The sequence below is a fragment of the Actinoplanes sp. NPDC048796 genome (assembly GCF_040650035.1).
Classification (GTDB): Bacteria; Actinomycetota; Actinomycetes; order Mycobacteriales; family Micromonosporaceae; genus Actinoplanes.
Genome location: NZ_JBEZGO010000001.1, coordinates 1,149,596 through 1,163,357 on the forward strand (window position 1 = coordinate 1,149,596; position 13,762 = coordinate 1,163,357).

Consider the following 13,762-nt stretch of genomic DNA (forward strand, 5'->3'; position numbering starts at 1 on the left):
GGTTGGACGGGCTTACACAGGTCAGAGTGAGGTGGGCGCGACCCTGTGGATAACCCCGCCGCTGTGGAAAACGCGGCGGTGGCGCCCTGCGCGGGATAAGAATGGGCCCGCCCCCTGGTGGGGTGGGGCGTCACATCCGCTCGAAGCCGCGCCGCAGCTCCCAGTCGGTGACGGCGGCGTCGAAGGCGGCCAACTCGACCTGCGCCATGTTCGCGTAGTGGCCGACCACATCGGCGCCGAACGCCTCCCGCGCCACCTCGCTGCCCAGCCACAACTGCTGGGCCTCGCGCAGCGTCGTCGGCACCCGCTCCGCGCTCGCGTCCTCGTACGCGTTCCCCGGCGTCTCCGGCTCCAGCTCGAGCTCGTTCTCGATGCCGTGCAGCGCGCCCGCGACCAGCGCCGCCACCGCCAGGTAGGGATTGACGTCCCCGCCCGGCACCCGGTTCTCCACCCGCATCCCCTGGCCGTGACCGGCGATCCGCAGCGCGCACGTGCGGTTGTCGACGCCCCAGCGCAGCGCGGTCGGCGCGAACGAGCCGGGCTGGTACCGCTTGTACGAGTTGATATTCGGCGCGAACAGCAGGCTGAACTCGCGCATCGTGGCCAGCAGCCCGGCCAGCACCCGCTGCCCGGTCGCGCTGAGGTGCGCCGGTCCGTCGCCGAGCATGGCCGACTTGCCGTCGGAACCGCGCAGCGAGAAGTGGATGTGGCAGGAGTTGCCCTCGCGGGCGTTCGGCTTGGCCATGAAGCTCAGCGACATGCCCTCCTGGGCGGCGATCTCCTTGGCGCCGTTCTTGTAGATCACGTGATTGTCGGCGGCGGTGAGCGCGTCGGCGTAGCGGAACGCGATCTCGTGCTGGCCGAAGTTGCATTCGCCCTTGGCGCTTTCCGGCAGCAGTCCCGCCCCGTACATGTCGTTGCGGATCCGCCGCAGCAGCGGCTCCACCCGGGCCGTCCCCAGCAGTGAGTAGTCCACGTTGTACTGGTTGGCCGGGACCAGGTCGCGGTAGCCCTTGTCGAAGGCCTGCTCATAGCTGTCGCGGTAAAGGACGAATTCCAATTCGGTTCCCGCGTACGCGGTCAGGCCGTGCCCGGCGAGCCGATCCAGTTGCCGCTTGAGGATCTGCCGGGGCGACGCGTAGACGGGTTCGCCACCGGTCGTCTCGAGGTCGGCCAGGACCAGCGCGGTACCCGGCTGCCAGGGCACGCGCCGCAGGGTGGTGAAGTCGGGTCTCATCACGAAGTCGCCGTAGCCGCTGGACCAGGACGACATCTCGTACCCGTCCACGGTGTTCATGTCGACGTCCACCGCGAGCAGGTAGTTGCAGCCCTCGCTGCCGCCGGTGGCGACCTCGTCCATGAAGTAGCGGCCGTGCAGGCGCTTGCCCTGCAGCCGCCCCTGCATGTCGGTGAGGGCCAGCAGCACGGTGTCGATGCTGCCGTTGTCGACCGAGACGTCCAGTTCCTCGAGATCCATGCGGTTCTCCTTCTCGCCGAAGAAGCCGGGCCTTCGAAAGGCCCGGCTTCTCAGATCATTCCGTGGGCATGGTCTGTTCGCCGTGTGCGGCTTTGTCGATCAGGTTCTGCTTCGGGCCGGTGAACCACTTGCGGGCGCTCGCGAACCACCAGATCGTGGCCAGGCCGAGCACGACGATCACCGCGACGATCGTGTAGTTGAAGGTGGACGCCTTGATCGGGCTGGACGTCGGCAGCACGAACAGGACGCAGATGATCACGACCCAGATGATGGCCAGCCAGCCGACGAGCGGGCTCCACTTGCCCAGGTGCCACGGCCCCCGCTCGAAGTCGGGGTTGACCCGGCGCAGGAAGACCGGCACGACGTACGCGATGTAGAGGCCGATGACGGCGATCGAGGTGGCCGCCAGATAGGCGGTGGTGTTCCACAACGACGGCAGGACCAGCAGCGTGGAGCAGGTGACGCAGAGCCAGATCGAGTTGGTCGGCGTGCCGGTACGGGGGTTGACCTTCTTCCACAGCCGCGAGCCCGGCAGCGCGCCGTCCCGCGCGAAGGCGTACGACATCCGGGAATTGGCGGTGACCGAGGCCATGCCGCAGAACCACTGCGCCACCACGCAGATGAACAGCAGGAACGTTCCCAGGTCGTGGCCGGCGGCGTCGATGAAGATCTGCGCCGGTGGCAGGCCGAGGTCGGTGCCGAGGGCGCCCTCGTAGTCCTGGATCGACCAGGTGATCGCGAACAGCAGCACGAAACCGGCGATCACCGAGACCACCACTGACATCACGATGCCGCGCGGGGCGGCCCGGGCGGCGTCGTGCGTCTCCTCGGCCACGTGGGCCGAGGCGTCGTATCCGGTGTACGTGTACTGGGCCATCAGCAGGCCGAGCAGCACCGCGTACACCCCGGCCCCGGCGAAGGTGAAGCCGGTGGAGTTGTGCACCTCGGTGAAGACCTCGGAGATCGGCTTGTGGCTGTCCGGCACGATGGCCAGCACGCCCACGATGACCGCGACGCCGACCAGGTGCCACCAGGCGCTGACGTCGGAGAGGACCCGGACGAGGTTCACGCCGAACGTGTTCAGCAGGCCGTGCACGATGATGATCACGAGGAAGACCAGGAAGGTCCGCCCGGTGGTGACCTCCCAGTCGAAGGTCAGGCTGAGGAAGGCCGAGGTGGTGATGGCCGCGCCGAAGTCGATGGCGGCGGTCACGGCGACCTCGCCGAGGAAGTTGAACCAGCCGACGAACCAGGCCCACGCGGCCTTGTTGCGCTTGGCCAGCGCGGCCGCCCACCAGTACAGGGCGCCGGCGGTCGGATAGGCCGAGCAGACCTCGGCCATGGCCAGGGCCACGAAGGTCACCATGATGCCGACGAAGAGCCAGCCCAGGGTGATGGCGACGGGGCCGCCGGCGGCCATGGCGATGCCGTACGACGTGATGGCACCGGCCAGAATGGAGATGATCGAGAAAGAGACCGCGAAGTTCGAGAAGCCGGACAGTCGGCGGTGCAGCTCCTGCTGGTAGCCGAGTTGGGCGAGGCGTTCTTCGTCGGTGCTGGGTGCGGGGTTGACGCTCATGTGCGGCTCCCTTACCGAGGGGTTGCTGTGACCTGGGCCACGGCGTGCCGTGATGATCTCGCCGGACTGTTACGCGCGTCAATGATCAACGTTAATTGCGTTGCTCCCGGCCGCGGCACTCCCGCACACTCAGGACAGTTCAGGCATTCGCGAGTCCTCGGCAGACGTCGCGAACCATGGGGCGCATTGCGGCGCCCCCCTCCCGCGGCGGTGCGGGGCGCGGTCACCTCTCTCTCACACGGCATCGCCGTGCCCGGCGCCCGTCCCGCACCGCCGCACCCTTACGCGTAGTACTCCGTGCGCTACCCTCCGCTGCCTACTGTCTGACGATTTGTCCAAAAAATCTGTAGCGCCGGTACTAGAAATTCGCTGGTGATGGGCATAGTCTCTGTGGTGTCGGCCACGCACAGCCGACACGCAACTGGCAACCGACGCCCCTTCGGGCCTAGCTCGACGGGCTCAGTTGGAGAAGGAGGACGAGATACCGCAGCAACGCGTCATCACAACGTCCCCGACCCGACAAGAGGTGATCGCAGCCGATGCCCATCACTCAGGTGGCCCGCTAGCGGCACGCAAGCGGACGACCGCATTCGCCGACGACGGTCGGCACCAGAATTGAAAATCCAGGGCCCCGGTTACCCGCCGGGGCCTTGGACTGTGTGTCCCCCGCACCCCCCTTCGCCCCACAAGGGCGCTTCCCCTCGCCACGGAAGGCACGATGAACAACACGTCCTTCGACGACGCCGACTTCCCGGCGTACACGATGGGCCGCGCCGCCGACATGATCGGCGTGACGCCGGCCTTCCTCCGCAGCCTCGGCGCCGCGGGCCTGATCGAGCCCGAACGCTCCCTGGGCGGCCACCGCCGCTACTCCCGCCACCAACTCCAGCTGGCCACCCGCGTACGCCAGCTCCTCGACGAGGGCATGCCTCTCACCGCCGCCTGCCGCATCGTCAAGCTGGAAGACCGCCTGGCCGCCGCCCACCGCCGCATCCTCGACCTGGGCGGAACCCTGACCCCCGACGACAACGCCGACATCCCCACCCAGACCCACCCCGACATCGCCAAGACCCAGTACTACCGAGCCCCCTGACGCTCATCCGCCCTTCAACCGCGACTGTCAGCCGCCCGTTACCTTCGCCGCGCCCTTTGACCGCTGTTCCCGGCCCTGACCCTCGGGTTCCGCCCGGACCCTCGGGTTCCGCCCGGATCCTCGGGTTCGGCCCGGATCCCTCCACGAGGGTCATCGCCCGAAGACGGAGAACGGCAGCCGGCCAGCGACACGAGGCGCAAAGCGGACGGGCGGAAGGCGGGGCGCGGCCGGACCCCGCCGGCCCGGAGCAGAAAACGGAAGGCGACCCGTATCCACACACCGCCGGACCAAGGCGGAAAGGGGAAAGCGGCGCGCATCCCGCCACCGCTGGCCCAAGAACAAGAGGGGCAGCCGGGCAGGTGGGCGCAAGGCCCAGCGGAGGGGCAGCCGGGCGGCGGTGTCAGTGGGCCGGTTGGGGCTGGGATCGCAGGGGTGAGAGCCAAGCCAGGGCCGTCGCGAGCACGCCGAAGGACGCGGCTACGGCGAAAGCCCAGCGAGGGCCCCAGGCCGATGCCACCAGGCCGCTGACGAAGGCGCCCGCCGGGGTGCCCACGCCCCAGGCCAGCATGCGGCCGGCGGCGTTCACGCGGCTCAGCAAGGGCTCCGGGGTTTCGGACTGGCGGAAGACGATGCTGTTGCTCGCGTTCGTGGTGTAGATCGTGGCCCAGGCGGCGATCAGCACCGCCAGCGGGACCAAGCTCGACGGCAGGCCGCAGAGCAGGGCCAGGATCGCCGCGATCGGGGTGCTGGCCAGGGCGACCCGGCCGGCCGCGACCCTTTTGCGCAGGCGGGGGTAGACCACCGTGGAGATCAGGCCGCCCACGCTGAAGGCCAGGAACATCACCGACGCCGACCACGCGGCCCGGGCCGGGCCGAACAGGTTGTGGGCCACCGGGACGAACTGGCCCAGGGCGGCGCCGCCGCTCGCGCTCTGGGCGAAGCTCATGATGGTCATCGGGCGGATGGTCGGGTGGTTCCAGAGGAAGACCAGGCCCTCGCGGGCCTCGGCGAACAGCGACCGGCGGGTGGTCGCGTCCCGCTCCCGCGACATCGCCCGGCCGATCGCCCTCAGCAGTACGGCCGAGGCCAGGAAGCTGACCGCGTCGACCGCGAGCACGCCGGCCGGTGTCATCGTGGCCAGCAGCAGGCCGGCCAGACCGGGGGCCACGATGCCGACCACCGTCAGCGGGCCGTAGAGGACGCTGTACGCCGCGGCCATCCGCTCCCGGCCGACCAGCATGGGCAGCGAGGCGAAGTTCGCGGCGTCGAAGAAGACCGTGGCCACCCCGCTGACCGCCACGACCACGAAGACGTGCCCGACGGTGAGCGCGTCCAGGGCCGCCGCGACCGGTACCGACCCCAGCGCCACCGCGTTCACCAGGTCGCCGCCGACCAGCAGCCGCTTGCGGTCGACCCGGTCCGCCACCGTTCCCGCGAGGAGCCCCACCAGGACGTACGCCATGGCCTCGAAGGCGACCACCAGGCCGGTGAGGAACGGCGAGCCGGTGAGGTCGAAGACCAGGACCGGCATGGCGACGTAGGTGAGCCGCGACCCGGCGCTCGAGATGATGCTCGCGAGCCAGTACTTCACGAAGTCGCGGTCGTACCGGATCTTCATAACCGGCGACCTTAGCTTGATCCACCTAGGCTGTGTGACATGACCAGCGTGCTCAACGTCGATGGCGTCAGCCGCGCGTTCGACGGCCGGCCAGTTCTCTCGGACGTTTCGTTCCAGGTGGCGGGCGGTCGGATGACGGGCTTCGTCGGTGCCAACGGCGCCGGCAAGACGACCACCATGCGGATCATTCTCGGCGTGCTCGCCGCGGACAGCGGGGAGGTGCGATGGCAGGGTGAACGGCTCAGCCGGGAGGTCCGGCAGCGATTCGGCTACATGCCCGAGGAGCGGGGCCTCTACCCGAAGATGACCGTGACCGAACAAATCGTCTATCTCGGACAGTTGCACGGGCTGACCCGGCCCGCGGCCGTCGAGCGGACACGGAAGCTGCTCGACCGGCTCGGCCTGGGTGAGCGGGCCGGTGAGAAACTGGAGAAGCTGTCGCTCGGCAACCAGCAGCGAGCGCAGGTGGCGGCCGCCCTGGTGCATGACCCCGAGATGCTCGTGCTCGACGAGCCGTTCTCCGGTCTCGACCCGCTGGCCGTCGACGTCGTCGTCGACGTGCTGCGGGAGCGGGCCACCAGCGGCGTGCCGGTGCTGTTCTCCAGTCACCAGCTCGAGCTGGTCGAGCGGCTCTGCGACGACCTCGTGATCATCGCGGGCGGCACGATCCGGGCCGCCGGCGACCGTTCCCAACTGCGCCGGGCGTACGCCCAGCCGCGCTTCGAGCTGCACACCGACGCCACCGTGGAGTGGGTGCGCGAGCGGGCCGGCGTCACCGTGGTCGAGCTCGCCGGCAACCGCGCCGTCATCGACCTGGCCGACGGCGCCGACGACCAGGAGCTGCTGCGGGCGGCGCTCGACCGCGGGCCGGTGCGCTCGTTCGGGCCGGTCACCCCGTCGCTGGCCGAGATCTTCCGAGAGGTGATCCGCTGATGAGCACGTTGTCTGCCGCGCGTGTCGTCGCGGCCCGGGAGATCCGGGTCAAGCTGCGCGACCGTACGTTCCTGTTCAGCACCGTCTTCTTCCTGCTCACGGCGGTCGCCTCGACGGTACTGCCGGCCCTGTTCGCCGGTGGGCCGTCGTCGGTGGCGGTGGCCGACCAGGCGACCGCTGTCGTCCTGCGGCAGGCCGGCCTCGACGTGCGGCCGGTGGCCGACGACGCGGCGGCCGAACAGCTGGTACGTGACGGGGACGTGGACGCGGCCGTCGTCGCCGGCCCGACCGTGCTGGCCTTGGACGACAGTCCGGGCGAGGTGGTGCGGGCGCTGAGCACCGAGCCGCCGGTCCAGCTGCTCGATCCGAGCGATGTCGACCCGTTCCTCCAGTTCGCCGTGCCGTTCGCGATCGCCTTCGTCTTTTTCTTCACGTCGTTCCTGTTCGGTGTGCAGATCGCGCAGAGCGTCACCGAGGAGAAACAGACCCGGATCGTGGAGATCCTGGTCGCCAGCGTGCCCACGCGGGCGCTGCTCGCCGGCAAGGTCGCGGCGCTCACCCTGCTCGCGTTCGGCCAGGTGGCGCTGATCGCGATCGTGTCCGTGCTCGGGGCGCGGTTCGCCGACGTCGACGCCGGCGTGCTGTCGCTGCTCGAGCCGACCATCGGCTGGTTCCTGGTGTTCTTCGTGTTCGGCTTCGTCATGCTGGCCACGCTCTGGGCCGGCGTGGGGGCGTTGTCGGCCCGGCAGGAGGACATCAGCGGCGCCTCGGCCCCGGTGCAGATGCTGGTGATGCTCCCGTTCCTGGCCACCATCATCCTGATCGACAACGACGCGGCGATGCGCGTCCTGTCGTACATCCCGTTCTCGGCGCCGGTGGCGATGCCGGTCCGGCTCTTCATCTCGGACGTGGCCGCCTGGGAACCGGTGGTCTCGCTGCTGATCCTGGCGGCGACCGCGGTGGCTCTGCTGGCGGTCGGCGCCCGCATCTACGAGGGCTCGCTGCTGCGCACCAACGGCCGCACGTCGCTGGCCACGGCGTGGAAGTCGGTCTAGAAGCGGCGAACGATGGCCAGGAGCGATTCCTGTACGTCCTCGATCGGGCGCTCCGGCATGAAGACCAGCCAGTCCACGGCGACCACCAGGCCGACACCGAACAGGGCCGAGGACGCGACCCGGACGTCGAGGTCGGCCGGGAGGTCGCCGGAGTCGACCCCGTCCCGCAGGGTTTCGGCGATCACCCCGATCGCCTGCTCGCGCAGCAGGATCAGGGTCTGTTGCCACTCGCGGTTGGTGCGCCACATCTCGGAGAGCAGCAGCTGGGCGAAGGCGCGGTAGCGCCGGATGTACTCCAGCTGGCTGCGGACCAGGGCGGCCACCGCCTCGCGCGGCGGCAGACCCTCGACGGCCGCCCGGAACTCCGCGGTGAGCAGTCCCACCCCGTACCGCAGAAGCTCCTCGAAGAGATCGGTCTTGGATTTGAAGTTGTAGTAGACCGTGCCCTTGGCGACCCCGGCCCGCAGCGCGATGTCGTCGACCGTCGTGGCCGAGAAGCCCTGCTCGGCGATGAGCTCGACGGCCGCCTCGAAGAGGCGTTGCCGGGTGTCCTCCCGGCGCCGCGTGCGCCCGTCCGCCATCTGAGCCACCTTCGTCCGCCCGCATTGTGCGGGTCCATCACAGCACGAGCTCCGGATGGAGGTCCGAGGCGGTCATCCGCCGGCCGCGCCGGGCGGCCAGCCAGGTCAGGGTGACGGCGCCGATTCCGTACGCCAGAAGCAGCAGAACCCCCTGCACGACGGTGCCCCACGGGCCGCCGTCGATCGCGTGGCGCGCGGCCCCCACCACGTACGTCATCGGCAGCAGGGGATGAACGGCCTGGAAGAAGCCGGGCGAGGTCTGTACGGGGTAGGTACCGCCGGACGAGGTGAGCTGCAGCATGAGCAGCGCGAGGGCCAGGATGCGCCCGGGCGCGCCGAAGACCGCGCCCAGCATCTGGATGATCGCCGCGAAGACGGCGCCGGTCAGCAGGAGAAGTCCCCAGGTGACCATCGGGTGGACCGGGTCGAGGCCGAGCCCGAAGTGCACCACGGCGAACAGGATCGTCGCCTGGATCAGTCCGATCGCCACCGCCGGGAGCAGCCCGGCGAAGACCACACGCAGGGTCGGCGCCTTCGACATCAGGTAGCGCCGGTTCAGCGGCTTCAGGACGAAGAAGGTGATCATCGCGCCGACCCAGAGGGCCAGGGCCAGGAAGTACGGTGCGAAGCCGACCCCGTACGTGGCGGCCGGGTTGCGGACGCTGCGGTCGAGCGAGACCGGGTCGGCGAGCACGCCGGCGCGGTCGCTGGTGTCGTCGCCGTACCCCGGGATCTGCTTGGCCCCGTCGGTCAGACCGGCCGCGAGTTGCCCGGCGCCGGCTTGCAGGTCGCCGAGGCCGTCGGCGAGCTTGTGGCCGCCCGAGGAGAGGGTGGCGAGCCCGCCGCTGAGTTGCCGGGCGCCGTCGGACAGCCGGTAGATGCCGTTCTTGAGGTCGATAGCGCCCTGTTCGGCCTGGTCGGTGCCGGTGCTCAGCTTCCTGGTGCCGGTGGCGAGGCGGTCCAGCCCGGCGGCGAGCTGGTCGACCTTGGACCGCGCGGTCGCCACGTCGTCGGCCAGGTGGGGCGCGGCGGCGGCGATCTGCCGGGCGGTCGCGGCCGTCTCTTTCAGGTCGGCCCGGAGGGCGTCCAGGTCGGTGCCGGCGACCGTGCTCTCTACCTTCTCCGCCGCCGTGACCAGCCGCGCGGCCAGGGCTTTGGCCTCGGACAGTCCCTCGGTTCCGGCGGGCAGGGTGTTCAGATAGCGCTGAAGCTGCTTGGCGTTGTCGACCGCCTGGCCGGCGGCGGTGTCGATGGTCTTGATGTTGGCGGCGAGGGCGTCGGCGCCGCGGGCCACGAGGGTGGCCGCGGTCTGGAGGCGCTCGGCGTTCTCGCGCAGCAGCGGCTCGGCCTTGTCGGCGGCGGCGTCCACGGCGGAGGCGAGCTGACGGCCGCCGCTCGCGGCCTGGGCGGTGCCGGTCGCGATCTGGTCGGCGGCCGCGCTGAGCTGGGCCAGCCCGTCGGCCAGGTCGTCGGCGCCGCCGCCGGCCTTGGTCAGGCCGTTGCTCAGCGTCCGGGCGCCGCCCTCGGCGTCGTCGATGCCGCCGGACAGCTGGTTCGCGCCCGAGCGGGCCGACTTCGCGCCGTCGTCGACCTTGTGCGCGCCGTCGGCCGCCTTCTGCGTCTGCGTCTTGAGGTCGGTGAAGCCGATCAGCATCTTGTCGTAGTAGCCGGCCGAGGCGCTGGCCGACGCGGCCGCCTGCACCTCCTGGAAGGCCGAGCGGGCGAAGACGCCGGACAGGTAGTTGTTGGCGTCGTCGCTGACCGCGACGAGCTGGGCCGCCTTGGGCGCGACGCCGGCGTTGGGCGGGGTGGCCAGGTCGGCCGAGAAGTCGGCCGGGATGCGCAGCAGCAGCTGGTACTTCCCGTCGGCCAGGCCCTGCTCGGCGCCCGCCTCGTCGGTCACGTGCCAGTCGAAGACCTGCCGGTCCTCGAGCTTCCGGGCGAGGTCCTGACCGGCGTGCAGCTTGGTGCCGTCCTGGGCGGTGGCGGCGCGGTCCTCGACGACGAGGGCGGCCGGGATGTGGCTGAGACGCCCGTACGGATCCCAGAACGCGTACAGGTAGAGCGCGCCGTAGAGCAGCGGGATGACCGCGATCACGACCAGGGCGGCGGTGGTGAGACGGCCGCGCAGGAAGCGGCGGATCTCCAGGCCGGCCAGGGACAGTGTGGACAGACCCCTCATCGCTCCTCCTCGCGGAGCCGGATCACTGTCGCGCCCCGCTCCGGATCGATCTCGCGGGCGGTGACCAGCACGGCCGTACCGCTCGCGGTGATCTCGTCGATCAGCTGCCAAAGCTCCTCGCGCTCCCGGCGGTCGAGGCCGTCGTCCACCCCGTCCAGCGCGATCACCGCGGGGTCCTCGAGACGGGCCAGGATCAGACCCAGGATCTGTTTCCCGTACGGGGAAAGGTCCCGTCCCTGCCGGTCGGCCTCCAGCCCGAGCAGGGGGATGCCGGCCGCCCCGGAGCGCGACCGCCCGAGCAGCGCGAGCCTTTCCCGCACGTGCTCAGTGACGGTGAAGACAGGTTCGGGTCCCTCGACGTCGGGCACGTAGCCGAGCGAGGCGGTGCCCGTGACCTGGACCGACCCGGCGCTGAGCCGGAACCGTCCGGCCAGCGCGAGCAGCGCGGTGGTGCGCCCGCTGCCCGGAGGCCCGACCACGGCGACCAGCTCACCAGGCTCGACGCTGACGTCGAGGTCCTGGAAGAGCCAGCGGCGCCGGTGGCGCACGCCCGCCCCGCGCGCGGTGACAACCGACATGTCCGGCCTCCATTTAAACTGACTGGTCAGTTCAAAAACATACCCGCGTGTTTGCCGGGATCCGTCACAAGTGATGGACCTCACGGGTGGCCCCACGGCAGGATCGTGGTCATGTCGACGCGATGGGGCATGACCGTTCCGCTGGCCGGAGTTCCGCTCGCCGATCACGCCGCCGTCTACGCGGCCCTCGAGGAGGCCGGCTTCACCGACGTGTGGAGCTCCGAGGTGAACGGCTCCGACGCCTTCACCCCGCTGACCCTGGCCGCCGCCTGGGCGCCCTCGTTCGGGCTGGGCACGGCCATCGCGCCGGTCTTCACCCGCGGGCCCGGCCTGCTCGCGATGACCGCGGCCGCCCTCGCCGAGACCGCGCCCGGCCGCTTCCAGCTGGGCATCGGCGCGTCGTCGCCGGTGGTGGTGGGTGACTGGAACGCGGCCGACTTCACCGAGCCGTACGCCCGCAGCCGCGACATGCTCCGTTTCCTGCGCGCCGCCCTGGCCGGCGAGGTAATCGACGGCGAGTTCGACACCTTCACGGTGCGCCGCTTCCGCCTGGAGCGCCCGCCCGCGACACCGCCGGAGATCCTGCTGGCCGCACTGCGTCCCCAGATGCTGCGCCTGGCCGCCGCCGAGGCCGACGGCGTCATCCTGAACTGGCTCTCGCCGGGTGACGTGCCGACCACTCTGGCCGAGGTCAAGGGCGCCGGCCCGGACTTCGAGGTCGCCGCCCGCATCTTCGTCTGCCCGACCGACGACGCCGCCTACGCGCGCACGGTCGCCCGGCGCATGATCACGTCCTATCTGACGGTGCCCGCGTACGCGGCCTTCCACCGCTGGCTCGGCCGTGACGAGATCCTGAAGCCGATGTGGGACGCCTGGTCGGCCGGCGACCGCAAGGGCGCCCTGGCCGCCATCCCGGACGAGGTGGTCGACGACCTGATCGTGCACGGCACCCCGGAGCAGTGCCGTGCACGAGTCGAGGCCTACGCCGCGGCCGGCGTCACCGTCCCCGTGATGGCCCTGCTGCCCACCCCGGCCCTGAACTCCGGCGACTTCGCGACCATCCGCGGGGTGCTGACCAGCCTGGGCCGCTGACCGGTCACCAGGTCGGGCCGCAGACCCGGTACTGGGCGTAATGCCGGGCCGGCAGATAACCCTGCTGCGACACCCGGACATCGATCACGCAGACGCCGCTGACGATTCCCGCGCCGCGATAGGTGCTGTAATCGGCGTAATACACGTGACTCGCCCGCTGCCCGACCGCGAAAATCAGGAATGCCGATTTCACGACCTGGCGGGCGGCGGCGCATCCACCTCCCCGGACCGGAATGTGCTGCGCCATTGTTCCGACCCGCTGGGTCAAAGTCTGCTGTTGCAACACCCGCCCGAGGGCTTTGACGCGCCCGGTGGCGACGTAGGAGAGGGTCTTGAGCGGCCCGATGCCGGGCAGCACCCAGGTGAAGGCCGACGGGGCACAGCGCAGGATCGTTCCACTGTGCTTCACGAGCAGGTCGAGCGCCACCTCGGTGGCGTACCGGCTCTGGTACCAGCCGTTCCGGTAGCCCGCGGCGTACTGCGAGCCGACCATGGATTGCGTGCCGGCGGCCGACGCGGGCGAGGCTACTGATATCACCAGGGTCGCGGACAGCGCGACCACCAGCAATCGACGAGAATTGAACAAGGCGTCCTCCCCATTGAGAATGGGATGACTATACGAGCGGACTCCCTGTTCTTTCGGCGCCCTTAATCCGAACGGGAAGCGATATGGATGATCGCACGACCCCGTTTCAGAAAAGGACCGTGGCGAAACTGCCGGCCGAGACGAAACCGCACCGCTCGTAGACCCGGCGGGCCGGCGCGTTGTAGTCGTTCACGTAAAGGCTGACCGTGGGGGCCACCCGCCGCAGCGCGTCGCGGACGACGGCCGCCATGGCCGGCGCGGCCAGGCCGCGGCCCCGGTACTCGGGGTCGACCCACACGCCCTGGACCTGGGTGGTGCGCCGGGTGACGATCGCCAGCTCGGCCTTGAAGATGACCCGGTCGCCGACGAAACGCGCGTACGCCCGCTTGCCCTTGACCAGCTCGGCGATCCGCCGCCGGTAGCCGCGGCCGCCGTCGTCGAGCAGCGGCGAGACGCCGACCTCCTCGGTGTACATGGAGACGGCGGCCGGGAAGAGCTGATCCACCTCGCCCGGCCGGACCAGGCGCACCTCGGGGTCGGGCGGCACGACCGGATCACGGTCGGCCACCAGCAGCGGCTGGTTGGGGCGCACCTCGCGCGCCTTGCCCCAGTGGCCGCCGATCCGGTCCCACAGATCGAGGACCTGCTCGGACCGGCCGATGATGGACGAACAGATGCGCGGCTCGGCCCCCAGCATGTCGGCGAACGCGGCGGTCGCCGGCGGGGTGGCGCAGAGCGGCACCAGGTGGGCGCCCGACCAGATGATGGACTCGACGCGGCGGCCGGGACCATACCCGAAGATCCGCCCGTCGGAGCGCCACCAGTTCAGGCCGTGCGCCGCCACCCGCTCGGCGATCTGGGCGCCGGCGTAGGGGTCGCGGTCGAGGATCTTCTCGACCGCCGCGCGCTCGGACTCACCGAGCTGGCGAATCGGCACCGTCAGCACAGGTATCACATTGCCAGATCCACCCCGGCCCACACCCGTGGC

12 protein-coding genes are annotated in these 13,762 nt (G+C 70.4%); 4 read left to right on the forward strand and 8 right to left on the reverse strand.

The window, feature by feature from the left end; translation table 11 throughout:
• Nucleotides 1-130: 130 nt before the first annotated feature.
• The gene (locus AB0C26_RS05445) at nucleotides 131-1,477 is read right to left on the reverse strand and encodes a glutamine synthetase family protein (RefSeq protein WP_360241893.1); all 1,347 of its coding nucleotides are present in this window, start codon (nucleotides 1,475-1,477) and stop codon (nucleotides 131-133) included.
• A 55-nt stretch (nucleotides 1,478-1,532) separates the two neighbouring features.
• Complete coding sequence (locus tag AB0C26_RS05450; RefSeq protein WP_360241896.1) at nucleotides 1,533-3,056, reverse strand: amino acid permease; 1,524 nt, start codon at nucleotides 3,054-3,056, stop codon at nucleotides 1,533-1,535.
• Between the two features lie 718 nt (nucleotides 3,057-3,774).
• Between AB0C26_RS05450 and AB0C26_RS05455 the strand changes: the two genes are divergently transcribed.
• Nucleotides 3,775-4,149 (forward strand): MerR family transcriptional regulator, encoded by a 375-nt coding sequence (locus AB0C26_RS05455; protein WP_360241899.1) that lies wholly within the window; start codon nucleotides 3,775-3,777, stop codon nucleotides 4,147-4,149.
• A 400-nt stretch (nucleotides 4,150-4,549) separates the two neighbouring features.
• Here AB0C26_RS05455 and AB0C26_RS05460 read toward each other — a convergent pair whose 3' ends face one another.
• Nucleotides 4,550-5,767 carry an MFS transporter gene (locus AB0C26_RS05460; RefSeq protein ID WP_360241902.1) on the reverse strand — a complete coding sequence of 406 codons (1,218 nt, stop codon included), beginning with the start codon at nucleotides 5,765-5,767 and terminating at the stop codon, nucleotides 4,550-4,552.
• Nucleotides 5,768-5,806: 39 nt separating this feature from the next.
• On the opposite strand from AB0C26_RS05460, the gene AB0C26_RS05465 reads away from it, so the two are divergent.
• Together AB0C26_RS05465 and AB0C26_RS05470 are read left to right on the forward strand one after the other, a co-directional pair.
• Nucleotides 5,807-6,700, forward strand: coding sequence for an ATP-binding cassette domain-containing protein (locus tag AB0C26_RS05465; protein ID WP_360241905.1), 894 nt, complete (start codon nucleotides 5,807-5,809; stop codon nucleotides 6,698-6,700).
• Nucleotides 6,700-7,755 carry an ABC transporter permease gene (locus AB0C26_RS05470; protein ID WP_360241908.1) on the forward strand — a complete coding sequence of 352 codons (1,056 nt, stop codon included), beginning with the start codon at nucleotides 6,700-6,702 and terminating at the stop codon, nucleotides 7,753-7,755. The genes AB0C26_RS05465 and AB0C26_RS05470 overlap by 1 nt, the downstream gene beginning before the upstream one ends.
• Here AB0C26_RS05470 and AB0C26_RS05475 read toward each other — a convergent pair.
• The 3 genes from AB0C26_RS05475 to AB0C26_RS05485 are packed head-to-tail and all read right to left on the reverse strand — an operon-like array spanning nucleotide 7,752 to nucleotide 11,096.
• Nucleotides 7,752-8,336, reverse strand: a complete 585-nt coding sequence (locus tag AB0C26_RS05475; RefSeq protein WP_360241911.1) for a TetR family transcriptional regulator — start codon at nucleotides 8,334-8,336, stop codon at nucleotides 7,752-7,754. The two genes, AB0C26_RS05470 and AB0C26_RS05475, sit on opposite strands and share 4 nt — an antisense overlap.
• A gap of 37 nt (nucleotides 8,337-8,373) precedes the next feature.
• Nucleotides 8,374-10,518 (reverse strand): YhgE/Pip domain-containing protein, encoded by a 2,145-nt coding sequence (locus AB0C26_RS05480; protein WP_360241914.1) that lies wholly within the window; start codon nucleotides 10,516-10,518, stop codon nucleotides 8,374-8,376.
• A complete protein-coding gene (locus AB0C26_RS05485; RefSeq protein WP_360241917.1) occupies nucleotides 10,515-11,096 on the reverse strand; it encodes an ATP-binding cassette domain-containing protein in 582 nt (193 codons plus the stop codon). The genes AB0C26_RS05480 and AB0C26_RS05485 overlap by 4 nt, the downstream gene beginning before the upstream one ends.
• A gap of 129 nt (nucleotides 11,097-11,225) precedes the next feature.
• On the opposite strand from AB0C26_RS05485, the gene AB0C26_RS05490 reads away from it, so the two are divergent.
• Complete coding sequence (locus AB0C26_RS05490; RefSeq protein ID WP_360243558.1) at nucleotides 11,226-12,188, forward strand: LLM class F420-dependent oxidoreductase; 963 nt, start codon at nucleotides 11,226-11,228, stop codon at nucleotides 12,186-12,188.
• Between the two features lie 4 nt (nucleotides 12,189-12,192).
• Here the strand turns inward: AB0C26_RS05490 and AB0C26_RS05495 are convergent, their stop codons facing one another.
• A complete protein-coding gene (locus AB0C26_RS05495; protein ID WP_360241920.1) occupies nucleotides 12,193-12,756 on the reverse strand; it encodes a hypothetical protein in 564 nt (187 codons plus the stop codon).
• 124 nt (nucleotides 12,757-12,880) lie between these two features.
• A complete protein-coding gene (locus tag AB0C26_RS05500) occupies nucleotides 12,881-13,720 on the reverse strand; it encodes a GNAT family N-acetyltransferase (protein WP_360241923.1) in 840 nt (279 codons plus the stop codon).
• Nucleotides 13,721-13,762 lie beyond the last annotated feature (42 nt).